We start from the raw sequence: 21,253 nt of genomic DNA on the forward strand, positions 1-21,253 counted from the left end.
AATAGTTGTTGATGTACTATTTATGGATATTTTTTCTACATTAGTAATTCCAAAATAGCTTAAATGTCAATTAAAACATTATTAAATAAACCCGCACTTACTCACGAAAAATCGTTAAAAACATTAGTCGAAAATCGTACTATATTTTCATTAGATCACTGTGAATTAAACATTTTTGAAACGTATCAAAAATCAGATTTAGTTCCGTTAAAGTTCAACGATTTAGTGGTAACGAGTATGCTGCGTGGCAAAAAAGTTATGCATTTATTCGACGAACCACAGTTTGAATATTTACCTGGAGAAACCGTAATTGTGCCGTCTAACGTTGAAATGAAAATTGATTTTCCTGAAGCGACCAAAGAAAATCCTACCCAATGCATAGCGCTTGCCATCGATAATAAAATCATTACCGATACATTAGATTTTTTGAACGAAAAATACCCTAAAGAAGGCAAAAGTAATTTATGGAAATTGGATCATGAGAATTACTTTTTTTACAATAATGTAGAATTGGCTGGAACCATCAACAAATTGATTAAAGAATGTATGGGAAATTCGATAACCAAAGATGCCATTGCCGATTTGACCTTACAAGAATTGATTATTCGAATTATTCAAACGCAAACGACCAAGCGTTTTGAAAACGAAAAGTACATAGACATTAACAGTCCCATTACTCCAGCTATAGATTTTATAAAAAAGAATATTCGAGAATCTATCAATTTGAAAGATTTAAGTGATAAAGCGTGCATGAGCACCACTTCGTTTTACCGTTATTTTAAAAGAGAATTAGGCATGAGCCCGATTGAGTTTATTCTTAACGAAAAAATTAAATACGCCAAAAAACTATTGAGCAATCCCAACATTCAAGTCAATGAAGTTTCGTATGCTAGTGGTTTTGAAGATTGCAATTACTTTATTCGATTGTTTAAAAAATACGAAGGTGTGACTCCGAAACAATATCAATTGATGAATTTTAACACGCACTAATTAAAACGTATTCAACCGCACTGCTTCTAAATTTAGAACTTCACTCTCGGTAAATAATCTATACTTTACCACAAAAGTTTTTCCATAAGGTGTTTCCAATGAAAAGCCTCCTGCTCCTATCGCGTCAGTCACATCGAGTGTAAAGTGGGCATGTTTCCAATATTCAAACAAATCTTTATCGACCCAAAAGTCAAAGCCACTGATTTGTCCGATACACACATCTTCATTTCGAAGATAAAATCCACCTTTTTCAAAACATTGCGGTTGCGTACCTTCACAACAACCACCGGCTTGATAAAACATTAAATCTCCAAATTTTTCAGAAAGCATTGCTATCAAATCTATTGCTTTTGAAGTGGCCTCCAATCGTTTAATTGTATTCATTGTATTGCAATTAAAAAGCCACGAATTCTTAAAATATTCGTGAATTCGTGGCTAAAATTAATGGATTATCTACTAAAAGAACCCTAATTTATTTTTGTTATATGAAATCAACATGTTTTTAGTTTGACGGTAATGGTCTAACATCATTTTGTGATTTTCTCTACCAATTCCCGATTGCTTGTATCCACCAAACGGTGCGCCTGCTGGATAAGCGTGGTATTGATTTACCCAAACTCTACCGGCATGAATGGCTCTTGGAACTTGGTATAATTCGTGCGCATCACGTGTCCAAACTCCAGCTCCCAAACCATACATCGTATCATTGGCGATTTCCAAAGCTTCTTCAGTGGTTTTAAAAGTGGTTACCGCCAATACGGGTCCAAAAATTTCTTCTTGAAAGATTCTCATTTTGTTGTGTCCTTTAAAAAGTGTTGGTTGAATGTAATAACCGCCTTCTAAATCGTCTCCTAAATGATTCACGCCACCACCACATAATAACTCAGCTCCTTCTTCTTTACCTAAATTGATATAGGAAAGAATTTTGTCTTTTTGAATTTGCGAAGCTTGAGCTCCCATCATTACAGTAGGATCAAGTGGATTTCCTACTTTAATGGCTTTAACACGTTCTAAAACTCGTTCGATAAATTGATCATAAATGTCTTCATGAACTAAAAGTCGCGATGGACACGTACACACTTCGCCTTGATTAAAGGCAAATAGCACCGCACCTTCAATCGCTTTATCCAAAAAGGCATCGTCTTCATCCATGACCGACGGAAAGAAAATATTTGGGGATTTCCCACCCAATTCTAAAGTAACCGGAATAATGTTTTCAGTGGCATATTGCATTACCATTCTACCAGTAGCAGTCGAACCTGTAAATGCTGCTTTAGCTACTTTAGGATTAGTAACCAATGTTCTACCCAATTCGGCACCAAAACCATTGACTACATTTACAACTCCTGGAGGAAGCAAATCGCCAATTAATTCCATCAAAACCATGATGGAAATTGGTGTACTTTCAGCGGGCTTCAGAACCACGCAATTTCCTGCTGCTAAAGCTGGAGCTAATTTCCAAACAGCCATTAAGATTGGAAAATTCCAAGGAATAATTTGCGCAATAACGCCAAGTGGCTCATTGATAATAATAGAAACGGTGTCTTTATCTAATTCGTTTATTGAGCCTTCTTCGGCACGAATAACACTGGCAAAATATCTAAAATGATCTACCGCTAAAGGAATATCGGCATGAATAGTTTCTCTTACTGCCTTTCCATTATCTAAGGTTTCAACAATGGCAATGTGTTCTAAATTAGCTTCAATTCTGTCGGCAATCTTATTTAAGATATTACTTCTTTCCGTTGCCGATGTTTGACTCCAAGTTTTGAATGCTTCTGAAGCCGAATTTACGGCCAATTCGACATCAAGTTTGGTAGAATGTGCGGCTTTGGCCAATAATTTTCCATCGACTGGAGATACTACTTCAAAATACAGTCCAGTTGAAGGTGCCGTCCATGTTCCGTTGATATAATTATCATACTTTTCTTTTAATTGTGGTCTTTGCACTAAATTACTCATAAGTTTAATTTTTTGATTCATTCAAATGTAGTAGTAACTCATTTCTTAAAATAGCACAAAATGGTCAATTAATAGCACAATATTGATAAGTATGAAATAGTAAGACATAATTATTATACATATCCAAAAAATAACGCTAATTTTTAATCAAATTAATAATTGAAAAGAAAAATAGATTTGAACAAAATATAATTTGATGTAAATGCTACAATACTTATCTTTGCCAACTCAAAAATTACACGTACACGATGAAGATTTCATACAACTGGTTAAAACAATTTTTAAAAATTGACGCTCCTTCGGAAGATATTTCTAATATTCTAACCGACTTAGGACTTGAAGTAGAAATAGTTGAAAAATACCAATCGGTTAAAGGTGGATTAGAAGGTGTTGTTGTGGGACATGTTTTGACTTGCGAGAAACACCCAGATGCCGATCGTCTAAACATTACTACTGTTGATTTAGGAGATGGTTCTCCAGTTCAAATTGTGTGTGGCGCTACTAATGTGGCTGCAGGCCAAAAGGTACCTGTTGCGACTATTGGAACGAGACTTTTTGATAAAGACGGTGTTGAATTTGAAATTAAAAAAGGAAAGATTCGCGGTCAAGAAAGTCACGGAATGATTTGTGCCGAAGACGAATTAGGTTTAGGAACGAGCCATGACGGAATCATGATTTTGGACGAAAGTTTGAAACCAGGAACACCAGCTGCCAAAGTTTTCAATATAGAAAATGATGAAGTGTTTGAAATTGGTTTGACGCCAAATCGTGCCGATGCCATGTCACATATGGGAGTTGCTCGTGATTTGCGTGCGGCTTTACTTCAGAAAAATGCTTCGTTAGAACTGATTACGCCATCGGTATCTAAATTTAAAGTAGATAAACGCACCTTAAAAATCGACGTTAATGTAGTCGATTCTAAATTAGCACCAAGGTATTGTGGTGTTACTATTTCTGGAGTCACCATTAAGCCATCGCCTTCTTGGTTGCAAAATCGCTTGAAAGCCATTGGTTTAACACCCAAAAATAATATTATTGATGTTACCAATTATGTGTTGCACGAATTAGGGCAACCGTTACATGCTTTCGATGCTGCCATGATTCATGGAAAAGTAACTGTGAAAACGGTAGCTGCTGGAACAAAATTTGTAACCCTTGATGATGTTGAAAGAACGCTTCATGAAGAAGATTTGATGATTTGTGACGATAAAGGTCCGTTGTGTATGGCAGGTGTTTTTGGTGGAAAAAACTCTGGAGTTAGCGAAAATACGTCGACTATATTTTTAGAAAGTGCCTACTTCAATCCGGTTACGATTCGTAAAACCGCAAAACGTCATGGGTTGAGTACCGATGCTTCATTTCGTTTTGAAAGAGGCATTGATCCCGAAATTACCGAATATGCTTTAAAACGTGCTGCTTTGCTGATTCAAGAAGTAGCTGGTGGTGAAATCACATCGGATGTTATAGATGTTTATCCTAAAAAGCTTTCTGATTTTAGCGTGTTCTTAAATTATGAAAAGGCTTTTAAATTAATAGGTCAAGACATTCCGAAAGAAACCATAAAGAAAATTTTAGCTTCTCTGGATATTAAAGTGAATAGTACCTCTGATGCCGGATTAGGATTGACGATTCCTGCCTATCGTGTAGATGTACAGCGTGAAGTTGATGTTATTGAGGAAATTCTTAGAGTGTATGGTTACAACAACATCAATTTTACCAAAAAATTGAACGCTACGGTTGCTAAATCGTCAAGAACGGAAGACTATAAAGTTCAAAATATTATTGCTTCACAGTTGAATTCTTTAGGTTTTCACGAAATGATGGCCAATTCACTAACAACTCCCGATTATATTCAATTATCAGAGTTGTTAAAAGAAGAATACAATGTTACGATGTTGAATCCGTTGAGTAGTGAATTATCGGTGATGCGTCAATCGATGTTGTTCTCTGGTTTGGAAGCCATTTCGTATAATATCAACCGAAAAAATAGTGATTTAAAATTATTTGAATTCGGGAAAAGCTATCGAAAACTACTTTCTGGATATAATGAAAAGAAACATTTAACCCTTTTTGTTTCAGGAAACAGAACTTCCGAAAGTTGGACAAATTCGCAAAAACCAACCGATTTCTTTTTATTTAAAGGATACGTTTCATCTATTCTTTCTCGTTTAGGATTTGATAAAACACAAAACGCTCCTATTACCAACGATATTTTTGCCGAAGGAATTGCTTTTACTTTAGGGAATGATGTTTTGGTTGAAATGGGTACCGTTAAAAAATCGGTATTGAAACATTTTGACATCAAACAAGAAGTATTTTATGCCGAGTTCAATTGGGAATTAGTCATCAAATTGTTATCGAATAAAATCAAATTTGCAGCCATTCCAAAATATCCTGAAGTGCGTCGTGACTTTGCATTACTAGTAGATACTAGTGTTGCCTTTGAATCGATTTATAAAATTGCGCGTCAAACGGAGAAATCACTTTTAAAAGACATCAACTTATTTGATGTTTATGAAGGTAAGAATTTGCCCGAAGGAAAAAAATCGTATGCGGTAAGCTTTGTGCTTCAAGATACTACTAAAACCTTGACTGATGCACAAATTGATAAGATTATGAGTAAATTACAATCTAATTTTGAAAGTGAATTAGGAGCACAATTAAGATAATCCAATAAATTTATACAATCAAAAAAGCCATCCACATACAGTAGATGGCTTTTTCTTTAACCAAACCTAACAAAATTTAAAGAATTATGATTTTGGTAGCACCACCGTATCAACTACGTGAATCACACCATTTGATTGATTTACATCCGAAATAGTAATTTTTGAACTCGTACCATTTTCATCTGTAAGATAAATATCTTTTCCTTTCATCCAAGCAGTAAGTGTTCCGCCTGAAACTGTTTTTAATGTTGCTTTGCCATTTCCTTTCTTGATTAAATCCATGATATCAGCAGCACTTAATTTTCCTGCAACCACGTGATAGGTCAAGATGGTTTGTAATGTTTTTAAGTTTTCTGGCTTCAATAAACTTTCAACGGTACCTTTTGGTAATTTATCAAACGCTGCATTTGTTGGGGCAAAAACGGTGAAAGGTCCTTTAGATTGTAATGTTTCTACCAAACCTGCGGCTTTAACAGCAGCTACAAGAGTAGTGTGATCTTTTGAGTTTACGGCATTTTCAACAATGTTTTTTGAAGGATACATTGGTGCTCCACCTACAGTTACTGTTTTTTCTTTTTGAGCAAATGTCAAACCAGTTGCAAAAAGACTTAAAGATACTACTACTGCTGAGAACAAATTTTTACTTTTCATAATATGTTATTTTTTAAGAGTTATACAAGCATTTACGCAGAAGAATTTGTTTTGGTTTTTAATGAATAAAAATTAACATAATTTTTAGTAGGATTAAAATACATAGGGTACATAATTTCCTGATTTTATTTGCGTTTAAAATAGTAAAGATCAGTGTTATGAATGAAAAAAATATATCGAAAAAGCCAAGATGTAAAAAATTAAATCCAAAGATTGATGTGTCGGCTATGATAAGCATTTCATTTCTACTTATGGTATTTTTTATGGTAACCATAGAATTATCAAAACCAAATGCGATGGAGTTAGGTTTACCTGAACACTATACTGGTTGTCCTACTTGTGTTATTCATTGTGGCGTTGTAAGTGATAGGGTTATTACCTTATTATTGGATGGTGATAATAAAATCGTACGTTATATAGGAAATCTTGAATATACACCCGAATCTCCCAAAGTATTTGAATATGGTAAAAACGGTATTCGGAAAGAACTGCTCTTAAAAAGCAAGCAAATTCAAAACAAAGGTTTTAGTTCGGAAAGACGCAATTCTGGTGCAATTGTAATTATCAAACCGAGTAAGAAATCAAATTTCAAAAATTTAATAGATATTTTAGATGAGATGTCTATAGCAAACATTCCAACGTATACCATTATAAACGATTATACTCCAGAGGAACGTAAATTATTGAGTTCGCTATAACATCATAATCCCTACTCACAGATATAGCCCTAGCCCTGATGGCAGCGATATCCTTTTTATTTTTTGTTATTGAGAGGTACAAATCAATGACAAAAAATAAAAAGATAAAGCGCACAGCAGGAAACAGCTTCACATAAAAAAAGCCCTACATTACTGTAAGGCTTTTTAATTATTATTGAAAATGAGAGATTAGTTACCTCCTTTTTCCATTTTAGCTTTTAATTCAGCAAGAATATCATTGTTATCTCCTAAAGTTGAAGCTTGATTGTTACTGTTAGAAGCAGCAACATTTTCAGAAGCAGCTTTAGCTACTTTTTCTTCTTCTTCTCTAAAGATAGCAGTATGCGAAGCTACTACTCTTTTGAATTCTTTATTGAATTCGATAACTTTGAATTGTGCTTCTTCGCCTTTTTTCAATTTTTTACCGTCTTCTTTTTCTAAGTGACGAGTTGGAATAAATGCAACAACATCATCTCCGAAATCTACAGTAGCACCTTTGTCAACGATTTCAGCAATAGTACCTGTGTGGATAGTACCAACAGCAAATGCATCTTCGTGTTTGTCCCAAGGATTAGCAGTAGTTTGTTTGTGACCTAAAGATAATTTACGTCCGTCAACATCTAATTCTAATACTACTACATCTAATTTATCACCTACGTTAACAAATTCTGATGGATGTTTGATTTTCTTAGTCCAAGATAAGTCAGAGATATACACTAATCCGTCGATTCCTTCTTCTAATTCAACGAAAATTCCGAAGTTAGTAAAGTTTCTAACGATACCGGTATGTTTAGAACCTACTGGGTATTTAGCTGTAATATCTGTCCATGGATCTTGCGTCATTTGTTTGATACCTAAAGACATTTTTCTTTCATCTCTATCAAGAGTTAAGATAACTGCTTCAACAGTATCACCCACTTTTACGAAATCTTGAGCCGAACGTAAGTGTGTAGACCAAGACATTTCAGAAACGTGGATTAAACCTTCAACACCTTCAGCAACTTCAATGAAAGCACCGTAATCAGCGATAACTACTACTTTACCTTTCACTTTGTCACCTACTTTAAGTTCAGCTCCAAGAGCATCCCATGGGTGCGCGTTTAATTGTTTCAATCCTAATTGAATTCTTGTTTTTTCGTCATCAAAATCAAGGATAACTACGTTCAATTTTTGATCTAATTCAAGAACTTCACTTGGGTGATTGATTCTAGACCAAGAAAGGTCAGTAATGTGGATTAATCCATCTACACCACCTAAGTCAATAAACACACCATAAGAAGTAATGTTTTTAACCACACCTTCTAATACTTGTCCTTTTTCTAATTGACCAATAATTTCTTTTTTCTGAACTTCGATATCGGCTTCGATAAGCGCTTTGTGAGATACTACAACATTTTTGAATTCGTGGTTGATTTTCACCACTTTGAATTCCATGTTTTTGTTCACGTATACATCGTAATCACGGATTGGTTTCACATCAATTTGTGAACCTGGTAAGAATGCTTCAATTCCGAAAACATCTACAATCATACCACCTTTAGTTCTACATTTAACAAAACCTGTAACAATTTCACCAGTTTCGTTTGCAGAAATAACTCTATCCCATGATTTGATAGTTCTTGCTTTTCTGTGAGACAATACTAATTGACCTGTTTTGTCCTCACGAACGTCGATTAATACTTCTACTTTGTCACCCACTTTTAAGTTTGGGTTGTAACGGAATTCGTTTAATGAAATAACACCTTCCGATTTTGCATTAATGTCAACAATTGCGTCTCTGTCAGTGATTCTAACTACCACACCTTCTACTACTTCTTCTTGATCCGTAGAGATAAAAGTTTTAGTTACTAAATCTTCAAACTCTTGTAAGTTTTTTTGATCTACTGCATCAATTCCTTCTGCGTAATTGTGCCAGTTAAATTCGTTTAAAAACGCTTGTTGTTCTTTGTTTAATTCAGACATGCTGATGAAAAATTTGTATGCTGGGTTTCTTGAGTTTTTTATCGAATAGAAAACAGCAGCAGTGTTTTACATAAATAGTTGATACCTAAAGGAAACTCTTCTTCGCCAAAAGGTGTGCAAAAGTAAGCATAATTTCTTAATTACAAAATAATTATAGAAATAAAATAGCGTGAAGAAACAAGAGAAAAGATTGTTTTATAGAAGCGAATGGCTTGGGCATTTTTTGGTTTCCTTATTCCTGCTTTTCGCACCGCACGGCGGATTGCTTCAATCAGGGCTAAATGGGAATGGTATGGCATAAAAAACCCGATAAAAAAGAAATTATCGGGTAATAGAATATTTTTTAATGACTCACATTAGTCACTTCATCAGGATTGTGTTTGTGCTTGAAGAAAATGGCAAATAATATTGCAATTACTAAGGCATATGATGCAAAAGCCAGCCAGATGTTATGCCAATCTCTAGTACCTTCATGGGTAAAGAATTTTTCAATTGCCCAGCCCGATGTAAAGCTTCCCAAAACAGCTCCGAATCCATTGGTCATCATCATGAACAATCCTTGAGCCGAAGAACGAATTTTGGAATTGGTTGACGTTTCTACAAAAAGTGACCCTGAAATATTGAAAAAATCAAATGCCATTCCGTATACAATACAAGACATGATAATCATCCATAAACCACTTGTTGGATTTCCAAAAGCAAATAATCCAAATCGCAATACCCAAGCCAACATAGAAATTAACATCACTTGTTTTATTCCAAAACGCTTCAAGAAAAATGGGATTGCTAAAATAAATAAGGTCTCCGATATTTGAGAAATCGACATAATTATCGTAGAATATTTAACTACAAATGAGCTTTTGTATTCAGGAATGTTTTTAAACTCATCCAAAAACACATCCCCATAAGCATTGGTCAACTGCAATGCACCTCCTAGAAACATGGAAAAAATAAAAAACAATGCCATTTTATAACTTCCAAACAATTTAAAAGCCTCCAACCCCATAGATTCAATAAATGAATATTTTTCACTTTTAACATGTTGTGGTTTGCACTTTGGCAAGGTAAAAGAATACAGTCCAAGTAAAACAGCGGCTATTCCTGCTATATAAAATTGGTATGCTGTAGCTTTATTTCCAGATAAATTAGTCAGCCACATAGCTGCAATAAAACCTACTGTTCCCCATACTCTAATTGGTGGAAAATCTTTAACCACATCTGTATTGGGGTTGTTTTTCAATCCATTATATGATATTGAATTGGATAAAGCTATGGTTGGCATGTAAAAACACATAGCCAAAAGCATTGTGTAAATAAAATTATCTGGTGTTGTTATTTGTGGTAAACAGAATAAAACTAAGGCGTATAGAATATGTAGTACACCATACAATTTTTCTGCATTTACCCAACGATCTGCTATGATTCCTGTGATTGTAGGCATGAACAAAGAAGCGATTCCCATTGTTCCGAAAACCAAACCAAATTGAGTTCCTTCCCAATGTTTTGTACCAAACCAAAAATTTGCAATCGTTATAAGCCATGCTCCCCATACAAAGAATTGAAAGAAGTTCATGGCAATTAATCTATTTTTAATACTCATAGTTAATAGTTCATTTAATGTAAATAGGTTGTAAATCTACTATTAAAATTGAGATTTGCAAAAATATTACAACGTTTTAGTAACTTCTTCAACCAATTCCAAAACAGCAGCGAATTGTTCTTCTCTGGTAAGGTAGGAATTGTCAATTTCTATGGCATCATCTGCAATAACCAACGGAGAATCTTTTCTGTGAGTATCAATATAATCGCGCTCTTGCACATTTTTCAGAACTTCTTCGTAAGTTACATTGTCACCTTTAGTTTGTAGTTCGTCAAAACGACGTTGGGCTCGAGTTTCTGGACTCGCCGTCATGAATATTTTCAGTTCAGCTTTTGGAAAAACAACCGTACCAATGTCACGGCCATCCATTACAATTCCTTTATTATGTCCCATTTCTTGCTGTTGTTCTACCAATTTGGCACGAACTTCAGAAACTTCGGCTACTTTACTCACAAAATTAGAGACTTCAATAGTTCTGATTTGTTTTTCCACATTATCATTATTTAGATACATTTCGGCAAAACCTAAATCGGGATTGAATTCGAAATGCAATTTGATATTGGGCAAACTATTAATTAAGGTTTCTTTGTCAAAAAAATCGGCAGTAATATACCCCATTTCCATAGCAAAAAAAGTTACCGCACGGTACATTGCTCCTGTATCCACATAAACATAACCAAGATGTTGGGCTAATTGTTTGGCTAAAGTGCTTTTTCCAGTTGATGAATATCCGTCGATGGCAATGGTAATTTTTTTCAAAATGTAGTTGGTTTATCTGATTTATATTTATTCTTGAAAATTGATAGTCAATCCAAAAAGGCTTGTATTTCCGGCTAAAGTATATCTTGAATACGAATAATTGAATTTTAATTTTCCCATTTTTAGTCCGAAACCTAATGAAATTCCAGAAAAATTTCTTTGATCTACCACACGCAATTCTTCTCCTCGTCTAAAATTATAACCTAATCGCAAATTAAATCCTTTTTTAGGAAATAATTCTGCTCCAAAAACCACATGGCGTAAAGCGTTATTAACAAAACCAACTTTTTCTTGCGTTGCTGAGCCATCTATACTTCCAACGGCTCTATTCGGATTAGAAAATCCAACTTTCCATTGTTGCATATTCTCTAATGTCAAGTGCCAGCGAACCGGAACATTCTCTACTTCTTGAGAAACGCCAAGCAAAATTTCCATGGGTAATTTTTCTTGAGTTCCTGCATAAGTCGTTATTTGTGTACCAATATTTCGAATGACTAAAGCCCAATTCACATCATTTCTATCATCAATAAATAAGGCACCCAAATCAACCGCGCCTCCATAGGAGGTATAACTTTCTAAAGTAGACGAAATCAACTTGGCATTGGCACCAAAATAAAAAGTAGTGAACGGAACATTATACGAATACCCTAGTGATAAGGCCATTTCACTACCCGTAAAGGAAGCCGTTTGATTGCCATTTTCATCATAACCTTCAAATTTTCCGTAGTTTACATAATTCACTCCAGCATGAAACGTTTGTACGTGACGGTCATACGTATAAGCATAGGCAGCCGTTCCATACGTTACAGCGCCAAAATAACTACCATAATTGATTGCCAAATGATTGTCCATTTCTGGATTGATCGTTGCTGGATTAAAATGCGCTTGATTGACATCTTCATCAAAAATAGTGATGACTTTACCTCCCAAAGCCGCTTGTCGTGGTGACGTTACCAAATTTAGAAACTGATAAACTGACTTACCTCCTATTTGACTGTAACTAACAGCGCAAAAAAGCATTATAATGGAGATAAATAGTTTTTTAAACATAGAAAAAATAGCAATTTACAATACCTATAACGGAAATGCGAAGATATTATTTTTAAAGTTAAGGTAAAAGCAAAAATAAAAAAGGCATGAGCGTTAATTTCTCATGCCTTTTTAAATGTATGATCAAGGTATCAATCAATAACTTTTGCGTTTTTTACTTTGTCATTGGTTAAAGCAATTGCAATCACTTCACTCATTTCTTTGACATAATGAAAAGTTAATCCTTCTAAGTAGTTGGCTTTAATTTCATCGATGTCACTTTTGTTTTCATGACACAATATAATTTCCTTAATATTGGCACGTTTGGCTGCTAATATTTTTTCTTTAATACCGCCAACTGGCAATACTTTTCCGCGCAAGGTTATTTCGCCTGTCATGGCTAAACCTTTCTTGATTTTGCGTTGCGTTAACAAAGAAACCAATGACGTTAGCATTGCAATTCCGGCACTTGGTCCGTCTTTAGGAGTAGCACCTTCTGGCACGTGTAAATGAATGTTGTATTTTCCTAAAACATCTTGATTTAGACCGAATAATTCAGCATTTGCTTTGATGTATTCTAAAGCAATAGTAGCCGATTCTTTCATTACAGTACCTAAATTTCCTGTTAAGGTTAAAGCACCTTTTCCTTTAGAAATCAAGGATTCAATAAATAAAATATCGCCACCAACAGCAGTCCAAGCCAAACCAGTTACCACACCAGCCACATCATTTCCTTCGGCTTTATCACGTTCTAATTTTGGCGCACCCAAAACTGTTACAATATCGTCTACCGTAACTTTTTTATTGTATTCTTCCTCCATTGCAACCGATTTAGCTGCATTTCGAATGACTTGAGCAATCTTTTGTTCTAGACTTCTTACACCCGATTCACGGGTATATCCTTCTACTATTTTTTCTAATTCTTTTTTACCAATAGTTAAGTCTTTAGAAGTCAATCCGTGCTCCTTTAATTGTTTTGGAAACAAATGCTGACGCGCAATTTCAACTTTTTCTTCGGTAGTATAGCCCGACATTTTGATTACTTCCATTCGATCTTTCAATGCGGGTTGAATGGTTGACATCGTATTTGAAGTAGCAATAAACATCACTTTTGACAGATCATACCCCATTTCAAGGAAATTATCATAAAAAGCATTGTTTTGTTCAGGATCTAAAACCTCCAATAAAGCCGAAGATGGATCGCCTTGATTACTCGTAGATAGTTTATCAATTTCATCTAAAATAAAAATAGGATTGGATGTCCCAGCTTTTTTAATACTTTGAATAATTCTTCCAGGCATAGCGCCAATATAGGTTTTTCTGTGTCCACGAATTTCTGCTTCATCACGTAATCCACCTAATGAAATTCGAACGTATTCTCTACCTAAAGCTTCGGCAACCGATTTTCCTATAGACGTTTTACCAACACCTGGAGGTCCTGTTAAACAAATGATTGGCGATTTCATATCGTTACGCAATTTCAAAACTGCTAAATGTTCAATCATCCGTTTTTTAACATCTTCCAAACCAAAATGATCTCTATCCAAAACCTTTTGAGCATTTTTTAAATCGAAATTATCTTTAGAAAAAGTACTCCATGGTAAGTCTAAAAACAAATCCAAATAATTTCTTTGAATACCAAAATCAGGTGCTTGTGGGTTCATGCGTTGCAATTTTGAAAACTCTTTTTCAAAATGTTTGCTGGTTTTATCGTCCCATTTTTTAGTCTTGGCACGTTGACGCATGTCTTCAAATTCTTGTTCGTTAGAAACGCCTCCCAACTCCTCTTGAATGGTTTTCATTTGCTGATGCAAGAAATATTCGCGTTGTTGTTGATCTAAATCGAAACGAACTTTTGATTGAATATCATTTTTAAGTTCCAATTTTTGGAACTCAACATTCATATAGCGAAGTGTTTCTAAAGCTCTTTCTTTTAAAGCATTCATCGCTAACAAATTTTGTTTTTCTTCAACTGTAAGGTTCATGTTGGAAGAAACAAAATTGATTAAAAACGATTGGCTCTCAATGTTTTTTATAGCAAAAGTAGCTTCCGTTGGAATGTTCGGACTCTCTTTTATAATTTGAATCGATAATTCACGGATGGAATCAACAATGGCACCAAACTCCGTGTCGTGTTTGCTAGGCCTTTTTTCAGGAACTTCTTTAACTGTAGCTTTTAAATAAGGGCTTTCAGAAATAACCGTATCGATTTCAAAACGTTTTTTTCCTTGAAGAATAACGGTTACATTTCCATCTGGCATTTTGAGAACACGAAGAATTCGAGCTACCGTTCCAATCTGATTGATGTCTTCATTGGTTGGATCTTCATCTTCTTCATTTTTTTGGGCAACAACACCAATGATTTTAGTGCCAGCATTGGCTTCATTGATTAGCTTAATCGATTTATCCCTACCAGCCGTAATCGGAATTACAACACCTGGAAACAAAACGGTATTTCGTAATGGCAATATTGGAAGTGAATCAGGCAATTCTTCATTGGCCATTTCTTCTTCATCTTCTGGAGTTAAAAGTGGAATTAATTCGGCTTCTGTATCGAATTCTTGAAGTGACAAATTGTCAAAGGCAATTAGTTTATGGTTTGACATAGTATAAATTAAGTCAAAATGACATTTAAAGGATTAAAAATCTATAACAAATATAGGATTTGCTATACTATTACTAAATTAAAATCGATGTATGACACCGAAATGTTGTCAAAAACAAGTAAGAATGCACTTTATTAATGACTGCTCTAATAAGTCAAGTATTATGCCATAAAAAAAATCCGCCAAAAAGACGGATTTGAACTTATAAATAATTCTAAAAAATATTATTGTTTAGAATATACTAGAGCGATACTTGAAGTTAAATATACCGGATTTCCTGATGCCATACCTACAATTTGACCACTTGGTTCATTAAAAACTAAAGTATTGCCAACAACCGTAAATTGATCATTATAAGTAACGCCACTTTCAACATAAGTTGTTGTAAGAATGTTACCCGATAAAGACCAAGTACCAGTAGTATCGGGATCCGTAAAGCAAGTTAGTGTATTAGGAGTTGAGGTAATATCGATATCAATACCTTTAGAATTAGCAGTGAAAGTATTATTTGAATTTAAAATAAATAAACTATTATTAAAACAAGTTGTTTCATTCATTTGATTGGTAGAATTAGTACCATCACCATTCAAATCAGTTGGTACAGAGGTGTTAAAAGCAGTAAGAATGTAAGTGCCTGCAATAGAATTTGGAATTACTCCACCTCCGCCACCACCATTGGTAGGATTGCTTGCTGCTACTTGTGCTGCTAAAACAGGATCAACAACTTCATTGTCACAAGAAACCAATAAAAACATTGAAAAAGTAAATACTATAATTTTGGAAATAATCTGCTTGTTCATCTGTGGTTTAATTTTTTTCAAATATAATTATTTTTAGATAAATATAATTTAAATAGATTTCAAAAAATAATATGCCAAATTTAGTTCAAAGTATATGATGAAATTTCAATAGATGTATCATAAAATATAGCTTTAACACAACCTATATCTTTTGAAAACCAATAATATTCTGTAGTTGGTGAACTCGAACCTGTACTAGTTATATCCAATCTAAAGTATAAAATATCATTATAAGTTACATTGTTAATCACAACGCTCATGTTTCTACCAAGCATCGTTCCTAAAACATTTGTTATTGTTGTCGTAGTATAAGATAAAAATGGCGGATTAAGAAAAGTACTCGTAATATTTGTTGTATACGAACTAGACCAAGTTTCACCTACATTTTTGTGATGATTAAAAAGTAAGTATTCAATAGCATTGACTTGGGTTGTATATTGACCCGGTTCTGTTGTAAATGAATCTGGACGTCGAATGTAATAATTTCCATTATCTTTTCTCATTTGCATTTGAATAGAATTATCAAGTAAATCAAATTGTCCAAATGTATTTGTAAAATTATAATAAGTGTAACCGTTTATATTTGAAGTTGAAACTATTTTAAATGGATTTTGATACAACATTCCTTGATTATAGTTCCATTCATTATCAAGATTTGATGGCCAATAATCAATTAATGAAGGATTGATTTGAGATGTTAAACTATTTGTTAATACAGGATCAACAGGTTCGTTGTCACAAGAAACAAATAATGATATTGAAAACAAAACAATAAATGAGGTTAGAAGATTTTTAAGTTTCATAGCAATTATTTTTATGGATTTATTTTTTGGGTACTCGGGTCAACAATAATAAACCTAGTACAAAGAAAACTCCTAGAAATACAATAGCATTTCGCATTGAGCCTGTGATTAAATCGATAGTTCCATAAATGGTCATCCCAATTACTATTCCGACTTTTTCAGTCACATCGTAAAAACTAAAAAACGAAGCCGTGTCTTCAGTTTCAGGTAAAAATTTGGAATAAGTAGAACGAGCAATCGATTGAATACCTCCCATAACCAAGCCTACAAAGCCAGCTGTCGCATAAAATTGAATTGGGGTATGAACAAAATAAGCAAAAGCACACAGTATAGCCCAAATCCCATTCAGGAAAATAAGGGTATTGATGTTTCCGAAGCGTTCTGAAGCTCTTGACGTAATAACAGCTCCAACTACGGCAACCAATTGAATGAGAAGAATACTAATAATCAATCCCATTGTTTTGTCATCACTGCCCCATTCTATTTCGGTAGCTCCAAAATAAGTTGCCACCAGCATAACGGTTTGAACGGCCATAATAAAAACGAAATAACTGTACAAATACCTTTTTAATTGCACATTAGATTGTAGTTGTTTCCAAACCAATTTTAGTTCGTGGAATCCTTTAAAGATAAAATCACTGGTTAACGGTACATTAGTTCTATTTCCTTTTGGCAAATAATAATACGTAATATGACTAAAACCAATCCACCAAACGCCAACCATAACGAAAGAAATTTTCATAGCTTCTTTAGAAGTTTCACTCCCAAAAGTATGTGGGTACATTACCATTAACAAATTAATAATCAATAAGATTGTGCTTCCAATATAGCCCATTGAGAATCCTCTGGCACTTACGCGATCTTGTTGTTCTGGAAATGCAATATCTGGTAAATACGAATTGTAGAAAACCAAACTGGACCAAAATCCTATAAGTCCGAAAAAATAGGCTGTATAACTCAAAAATAAATTATCAATATCAAACCAATACAACCCAATACATGACAATCCGCCCATATAGCAGAAGAACCTCATAAAGGCTTTTTTATTTCCTAAATAATCAGAAATTCCGGATAAAATTGGAGAGCAAACAGCCACAATTAGAAATGCAAATGCCGTTACAAAGCTTATCATTGCGGTATCTTTTATTTTTGTTCCAAATAGAAGAACATAATTCCGACCGCTTTCTTTAAAAATCATTTCGTAAAAAATAGGAAAAACAGCAGAAGCAATTACAAGACTATAAACCGAATTCGCCCAATCGTAAAAAGCCCAAGCATTTAATAATTTAGGATGACCTTTAGGTAAGTTTGGCATAATATTAAGTTTTTATTTTAAAAAAAAAAGCTGTCAAAATTAATTGACAGCTTCAAATATACTCATTTTTTGTTATCTCAATATTATTTAAAAACCACACCAAATTTAGCCGCTTCAGCTTTGGCTTCAGGAATTAATGCTCTCAGTTGAGCTATCCTAGTAGCATCGGATGGATGCGTACTCATGAATTCTGGTGGCGCTTGTCCTCCAGAATTAGCCGCCATTCGTTCCCAAAAAATAATAGCTTGTTCTGGATTATAACCCGCAATGGCCATTAAGGTCAAGCCAATTTTATCAGCTTCACTTTCGTGACTTCTGCTAAATGGAAGCATTCCGCCATATTGTGTTGTAACACCATAAGCTGTCATAGCCAAATCTTGTGTTTCTTTACTTTTATTTCCAACGGCTACTGCAACACCAGCAGCACCCAATTGCTGAATTAAACCAGCACTCATTCGCTGTTGACCATGATTAGCTAATGCATGAGAAACTTCGTGACCTAAGACAGTGGCTAAACCAGCTTCATCTTTTGTGATTGGCAGAATACCCGAATACACTACTATTTTACCACCTGGCATGCACCACGCATTGACGTCTTTACTTTCGACTAACTTATATTCCCATTGATAATCGGCTAAATAACCCGATTGTCCATTGGCATTCAACCATTTTTCGGCAGCATTTTTTATTTTAATACCAACGGCTTCTACTCTTTTAGCATCAGCAGTTCCAGAAATTACTTTGTTTTCAGATAAAAACTGACTGTATTGCTGAAAAGCAGATGGCAAAATTTCACTGTTGGAAACTAACGCTAAGGTATTTTTGCCGGTAAATGGATTCTTAGCACATGAAAAAGCCAATGCTAAGGCGAGAAAACTAAGGGTAACTCTTTTATAACTCATAATTTTGATAATTGAAATCAAATTTACAAAATTTAAACACCAATAAAGTGCAATTCTGTAAAATCTTTATCCACTTCCAAACCATTTTCAAGTATTAACGATTCTTTATCAAAAATAATTTTTTCATTATCTATCTCAATACCTTTAATTTTGAATGGCAATCCTTTCAAATTAATTTTGATTGTTTTGTATTGTGTTTCAAAAGTACCTTCTTTATGTTGGGTAATGAACATTTCATTTTCCTTCCCATTTAAAGTAAATGTTTTATAACTAAATCTACCTTTATTATAGTCGTATCCATCTTGAGCATCTTCATAAACATAAGACTTTTCTTTACCCAATTTAAAATAAACATCTAACGATAATTCAGGCGATTCTATTTGTCCAACGTATTGTTGTACAGGATATTTAGGGATTATAGCTCCTTCTTTTACAAAAATCGGAATCTGATCAAAATCGGTTGCTACCCACAATTCCTTCTTCCCTTTTACTAACTCATTGGTCCAGAAGTTGTACCAATTTCCTTCAGGCAAATACATGCGTCTTCCCAAAGCATTTGGTTCTAAAATTGGACAAACTAATATTTGATTTCCAAAAACAAATTCATCGGTTCTGTAGTGCGTTTGTGCATCATTTTGATCAAAATAGACTAACGGTTTCAGCATTGGAACACCATCATTTACATACTGCCAAAACATGGTATACAAATACGGTAACAATTGGTAACGCAATTCCACAAATTTTCTAGTGATGTCTATAACTTCTTCACCAAAACTCCACGGTTCTTGTTCACCATGATGTCCAGACGAATGGGTTCTGCAAAATGGATGAAAAACGCCCAATTGAATCCAACGGGCATATAATTCGGCCGAAGGTTGTTCGGCAAATCCACCAATATCAGAACCGGTGAATCCCATACCGCTTATTGACATGCGTTGGGTTTGAATATTAGCTATCCACAAATGTTCCCAAGTGGCCACGTTATCGCCTGTCCATGACGAGGTGTAGCGTTGTGCTCCCGAATAAGCAGAACGTGTAATTACAAAAGGCCTTTTTGGATAAGCAAATCGTTTCACACCTTCATAGGTAGCACGCGCCATTTGCGTTCCGTATACGTTATGCGCTTTTCTGTGACTGCAATTATTTCCATCATAATTATGACGCACGTCTAATGGAAAAGTCTTGGTAGGCACTTCCATCACGGCAGGTTCGTTCATATCATTCCAAACCCCTTTTACTCCTATTTCGGCGACTAATTCTTTAAACAAGCCAGCCCACCACTCACGCACTTCTGGATTGGTATAATCTGGAAAATTACATTCGCCTGGCCAAACTTTTCCTTTCATATATGGACCATCAGCACGTTTGCAGAAGTAATCTTTCTCTAAAGCCTCTTTATAAACCGAATATTCCTTGTCTATTTTTATTCCTGGATCGATAATAACAACGGTTTTAAATCCGTCTTTAGCCAATTCGGCAACCATACGTTTTGGATCAGGAAAATAGTCTTTGTTCCAAGTAAAACAACGGAACCCATCCATATAATCGATGTCCAAATAAATGGCATCACAAGGAATTTGAAGTTCTCTAAATTTACCTGTTATTTCTTTAACTTTTGCTTCTGGATAATAACTCCATTTACATTGTTGGTAGCCTAATGTCCATAATGGAGGTAGTTCTGGTTTTCCTGTTAAATGCGTATAGGTAGTCACTACATCACTCATTTTAGGACCATAAATAAAGTAGTAATTCATTTCGCCACCATCGGCCCAAAAGCTGGTTACGCCTTTGCGTTCATGACTAAAATCAAAGAACGAACGGAACGTGTTATCGAAGAAAATTCCGTACGCTTTATTGTGATGAAGACCGATATAAAAAGGGACTACTTTATACAATGGCTCTTGATCTTTGTGAAATGCATATTGATCGGTAGCCCAATTTTCAACGCGTTTTCCTTTTAAATTCAAATGAGTGGCTTTATCTCCTAAACCGTAAAAGCTTTCTCCATCGTGAGACGTTTTACTCATTTTTACAATGTTTCCACCAAATTCATAGCATTCTTCCCAGTGAAAACCGATTTCATCTTCTAGAATGGTCGTTCCATCCAATTCATAAATTCCAACCCTACAATCGTGTTTTTGAACTACAACATATACTTTGGAAGTTTTAATGCGATAGTGATCGGATTCTTCCACAACTTCCAACACATTATAGCCATGTGATTGAGTTTTGTCTATAGCATATGAAAAATCATTACTAAAATATCCTTTGGCAGTAAATCGAAAACGAATCATACTGTCACGAAGAACAGTCACCCTCAGAATTACGTTATTATCCGTGTGAAAATCTATCGAATCAACTTCGTGTTTGTAAGATATAATTTGAGAAGGAAATAAATCGCCTTTATATTCAAGTTCGGTATTAATAATCATAGTTTAGTTTTTTGGCAAGGTGTCAAATTTACAAAGTTGCGACTTATAAATTTGTAAGAAATTAAAGGTTTTTTT

At 34.5% G+C, this 21,253-nt stretch carries 17 protein-coding genes; 4 read left to right on the forward strand and 13 right to left on the reverse strand.

What is annotated here, in order from left to right; genetic code table 11:
• Nucleotides 1-63 precede the first annotated feature (63 nt).
• A complete protein-coding gene (locus tag ACODSI_RS01375) occupies nucleotides 64-990 on the forward strand; it encodes an AraC family transcriptional regulator (RefSeq protein WP_488915046.1) in 927 nt (308 codons plus the stop codon).
• Here ACODSI_RS01375 and ACODSI_RS01380 read toward each other — a convergent pair whose 3' ends face one another.
• Together ACODSI_RS01380 and ACODSI_RS01385 are read right to left on the reverse strand one after the other, a co-directional pair.
• The gene (locus ACODSI_RS01380; RefSeq protein WP_488915047.1) at nucleotides 991-1,374 is read right to left on the reverse strand and encodes a DUF779 domain-containing protein; all 384 of its coding nucleotides are present in this window, start codon (nucleotides 1,372-1,374) and stop codon (nucleotides 991-993) included.
• Between the two features lie 72 nt (nucleotides 1,375-1,446).
• Complete coding sequence (locus ACODSI_RS01385) at nucleotides 1,447-2,952, reverse strand: aldehyde dehydrogenase family protein (protein ID WP_488915048.1); 1,506 nt, start codon at nucleotides 2,950-2,952, stop codon at nucleotides 1,447-1,449.
• Between the two features lie 248 nt (nucleotides 2,953-3,200).
• Between ACODSI_RS01385 and pheT the strand changes: the two genes are divergently transcribed.
• Nucleotides 3,201-5,621 (forward strand): phenylalanine--tRNA ligase subunit beta, encoded by a 2,421-nt coding sequence (gene pheT / locus ACODSI_RS01390; protein WP_488915049.1) that lies wholly within the window; start codon nucleotides 3,201-3,203, stop codon nucleotides 5,619-5,621.
• Between the two features lie 84 nt (nucleotides 5,622-5,705).
• Here pheT and ACODSI_RS01395 read toward each other — a convergent pair whose 3' ends face one another.
• On the reverse strand, nucleotides 5,706-6,272 hold the full coding sequence (locus ACODSI_RS01395) for a fasciclin domain-containing protein (RefSeq protein WP_488915050.1): 567 nt from the start codon (nucleotides 6,270-6,272) through the stop codon (nucleotides 5,706-5,708).
• Between the two features lie 158 nt (nucleotides 6,273-6,430).
• Here ACODSI_RS01395 and ACODSI_RS01400 point away from each other — a divergent pair, with 158 nt between their 5' ends.
• Nucleotides 6,431-6,970 (forward strand): ExbD/TolR family protein, encoded by a 540-nt coding sequence (locus ACODSI_RS01400; RefSeq protein ID WP_488915051.1) that lies wholly within the window; start codon nucleotides 6,431-6,433, stop codon nucleotides 6,968-6,970.
• A 189-nt stretch (nucleotides 6,971-7,159) separates the two neighbouring features.
• On the opposite strand, the gene rpsA is transcribed toward ACODSI_RS01400, so the two are convergent.
• Nucleotides 7,160-8,932 carry a 30S ribosomal protein S1 gene (rpsA, locus tag ACODSI_RS01405; protein ID WP_488915052.1) on the reverse strand — a complete coding sequence of 591 codons (1,773 nt, stop codon included), beginning with the start codon at nucleotides 8,930-8,932 and terminating at the stop codon, nucleotides 7,160-7,162.
• Nucleotides 8,933-9,101: 169 nt separating this feature from the next.
• On the opposite strand from rpsA, the gene ACODSI_RS01410 reads away from it, so the two are divergent.
• Nucleotides 9,102-9,233: a hypothetical protein gene (locus tag ACODSI_RS01410; RefSeq protein WP_488915053.1), complete on the forward strand. Its 132-nt coding sequence runs from the start codon at nucleotides 9,102-9,104 to the stop codon at nucleotides 9,231-9,233.
• Between the two features lie 42 nt (nucleotides 9,234-9,275).
• Here ACODSI_RS01410 and ACODSI_RS01415 read toward each other — a convergent pair whose 3' ends face one another.
• From ACODSI_RS01415 to ACODSI_RS01455, 9 genes are all read right to left on the reverse strand, one after another.
• Nucleotides 9,276-10,532, reverse strand: a complete 1,257-nt coding sequence (locus ACODSI_RS01415; protein ID WP_488915054.1) for a nucleoside permease — start codon at nucleotides 10,530-10,532, stop codon at nucleotides 9,276-9,278.
• Between the two features lie 66 nt (nucleotides 10,533-10,598).
• Nucleotides 10,599-11,291, reverse strand: coding sequence for a (d)CMP kinase (gene cmk / locus ACODSI_RS01420; RefSeq protein ID WP_488915055.1), 693 nt, complete (start codon nucleotides 11,289-11,291; stop codon nucleotides 10,599-10,601).
• A 27-nt stretch (nucleotides 11,292-11,318) separates the two neighbouring features.
• Complete coding sequence (porQ, locus tag ACODSI_RS01425) at nucleotides 11,319-12,341, reverse strand: type IX secretion system protein PorQ (RefSeq protein ID WP_488915056.1); 1,023 nt, start codon at nucleotides 12,339-12,341, stop codon at nucleotides 11,319-11,321.
• A 131-nt stretch (nucleotides 12,342-12,472) separates the two neighbouring features.
• A complete protein-coding gene (lon, locus tag ACODSI_RS01430; protein ID WP_488915057.1) occupies nucleotides 12,473-14,926 on the reverse strand; it encodes an endopeptidase La in 2,454 nt (817 codons plus the stop codon).
• 224 nt (nucleotides 14,927-15,150) lie between these two features.
• Nucleotides 15,151-15,747 (reverse strand): lipocalin-like domain-containing protein, encoded by a 597-nt coding sequence (locus ACODSI_RS01435; protein ID WP_488915058.1) that lies wholly within the window; start codon nucleotides 15,745-15,747, stop codon nucleotides 15,151-15,153.
• Nucleotides 15,748-15,806: 59 nt separating this feature from the next.
• Entirely contained in the window at nucleotides 15,807-16,529 is a 723-nt protein-coding gene (locus ACODSI_RS01440) for a hypothetical protein (RefSeq protein ID WP_488915059.1), read from the reverse strand.
• 19 nt (nucleotides 16,530-16,548) lie between these two features.
• Complete coding sequence (locus ACODSI_RS01445) at nucleotides 16,549-17,844, reverse strand: MFS transporter (protein ID WP_488915060.1); 1,296 nt, start codon at nucleotides 17,842-17,844, stop codon at nucleotides 16,549-16,551.
• An 83-nt stretch (nucleotides 17,845-17,927) separates the two neighbouring features.
• On the reverse strand, nucleotides 17,928-18,746 hold the full coding sequence (locus tag ACODSI_RS01450) for a M48 family metallopeptidase (protein WP_488915061.1): 819 nt from the start codon (nucleotides 18,744-18,746) through the stop codon (nucleotides 17,928-17,930).
• A 32-nt stretch (nucleotides 18,747-18,778) separates the two neighbouring features.
• Nucleotides 18,779-21,178 carry a glycoside hydrolase family 31 protein gene (locus tag ACODSI_RS01455; protein ID WP_488915062.1) on the reverse strand — a complete coding sequence of 800 codons (2,400 nt, stop codon included), beginning with the start codon at nucleotides 21,176-21,178 and terminating at the stop codon, nucleotides 18,779-18,781.
• Between the last annotated feature and the right edge of the window lie 75 nt (nucleotides 21,179-21,253).

The organism is Flavobacterium sp. FG139 (genome assembly GCF_057809695.1).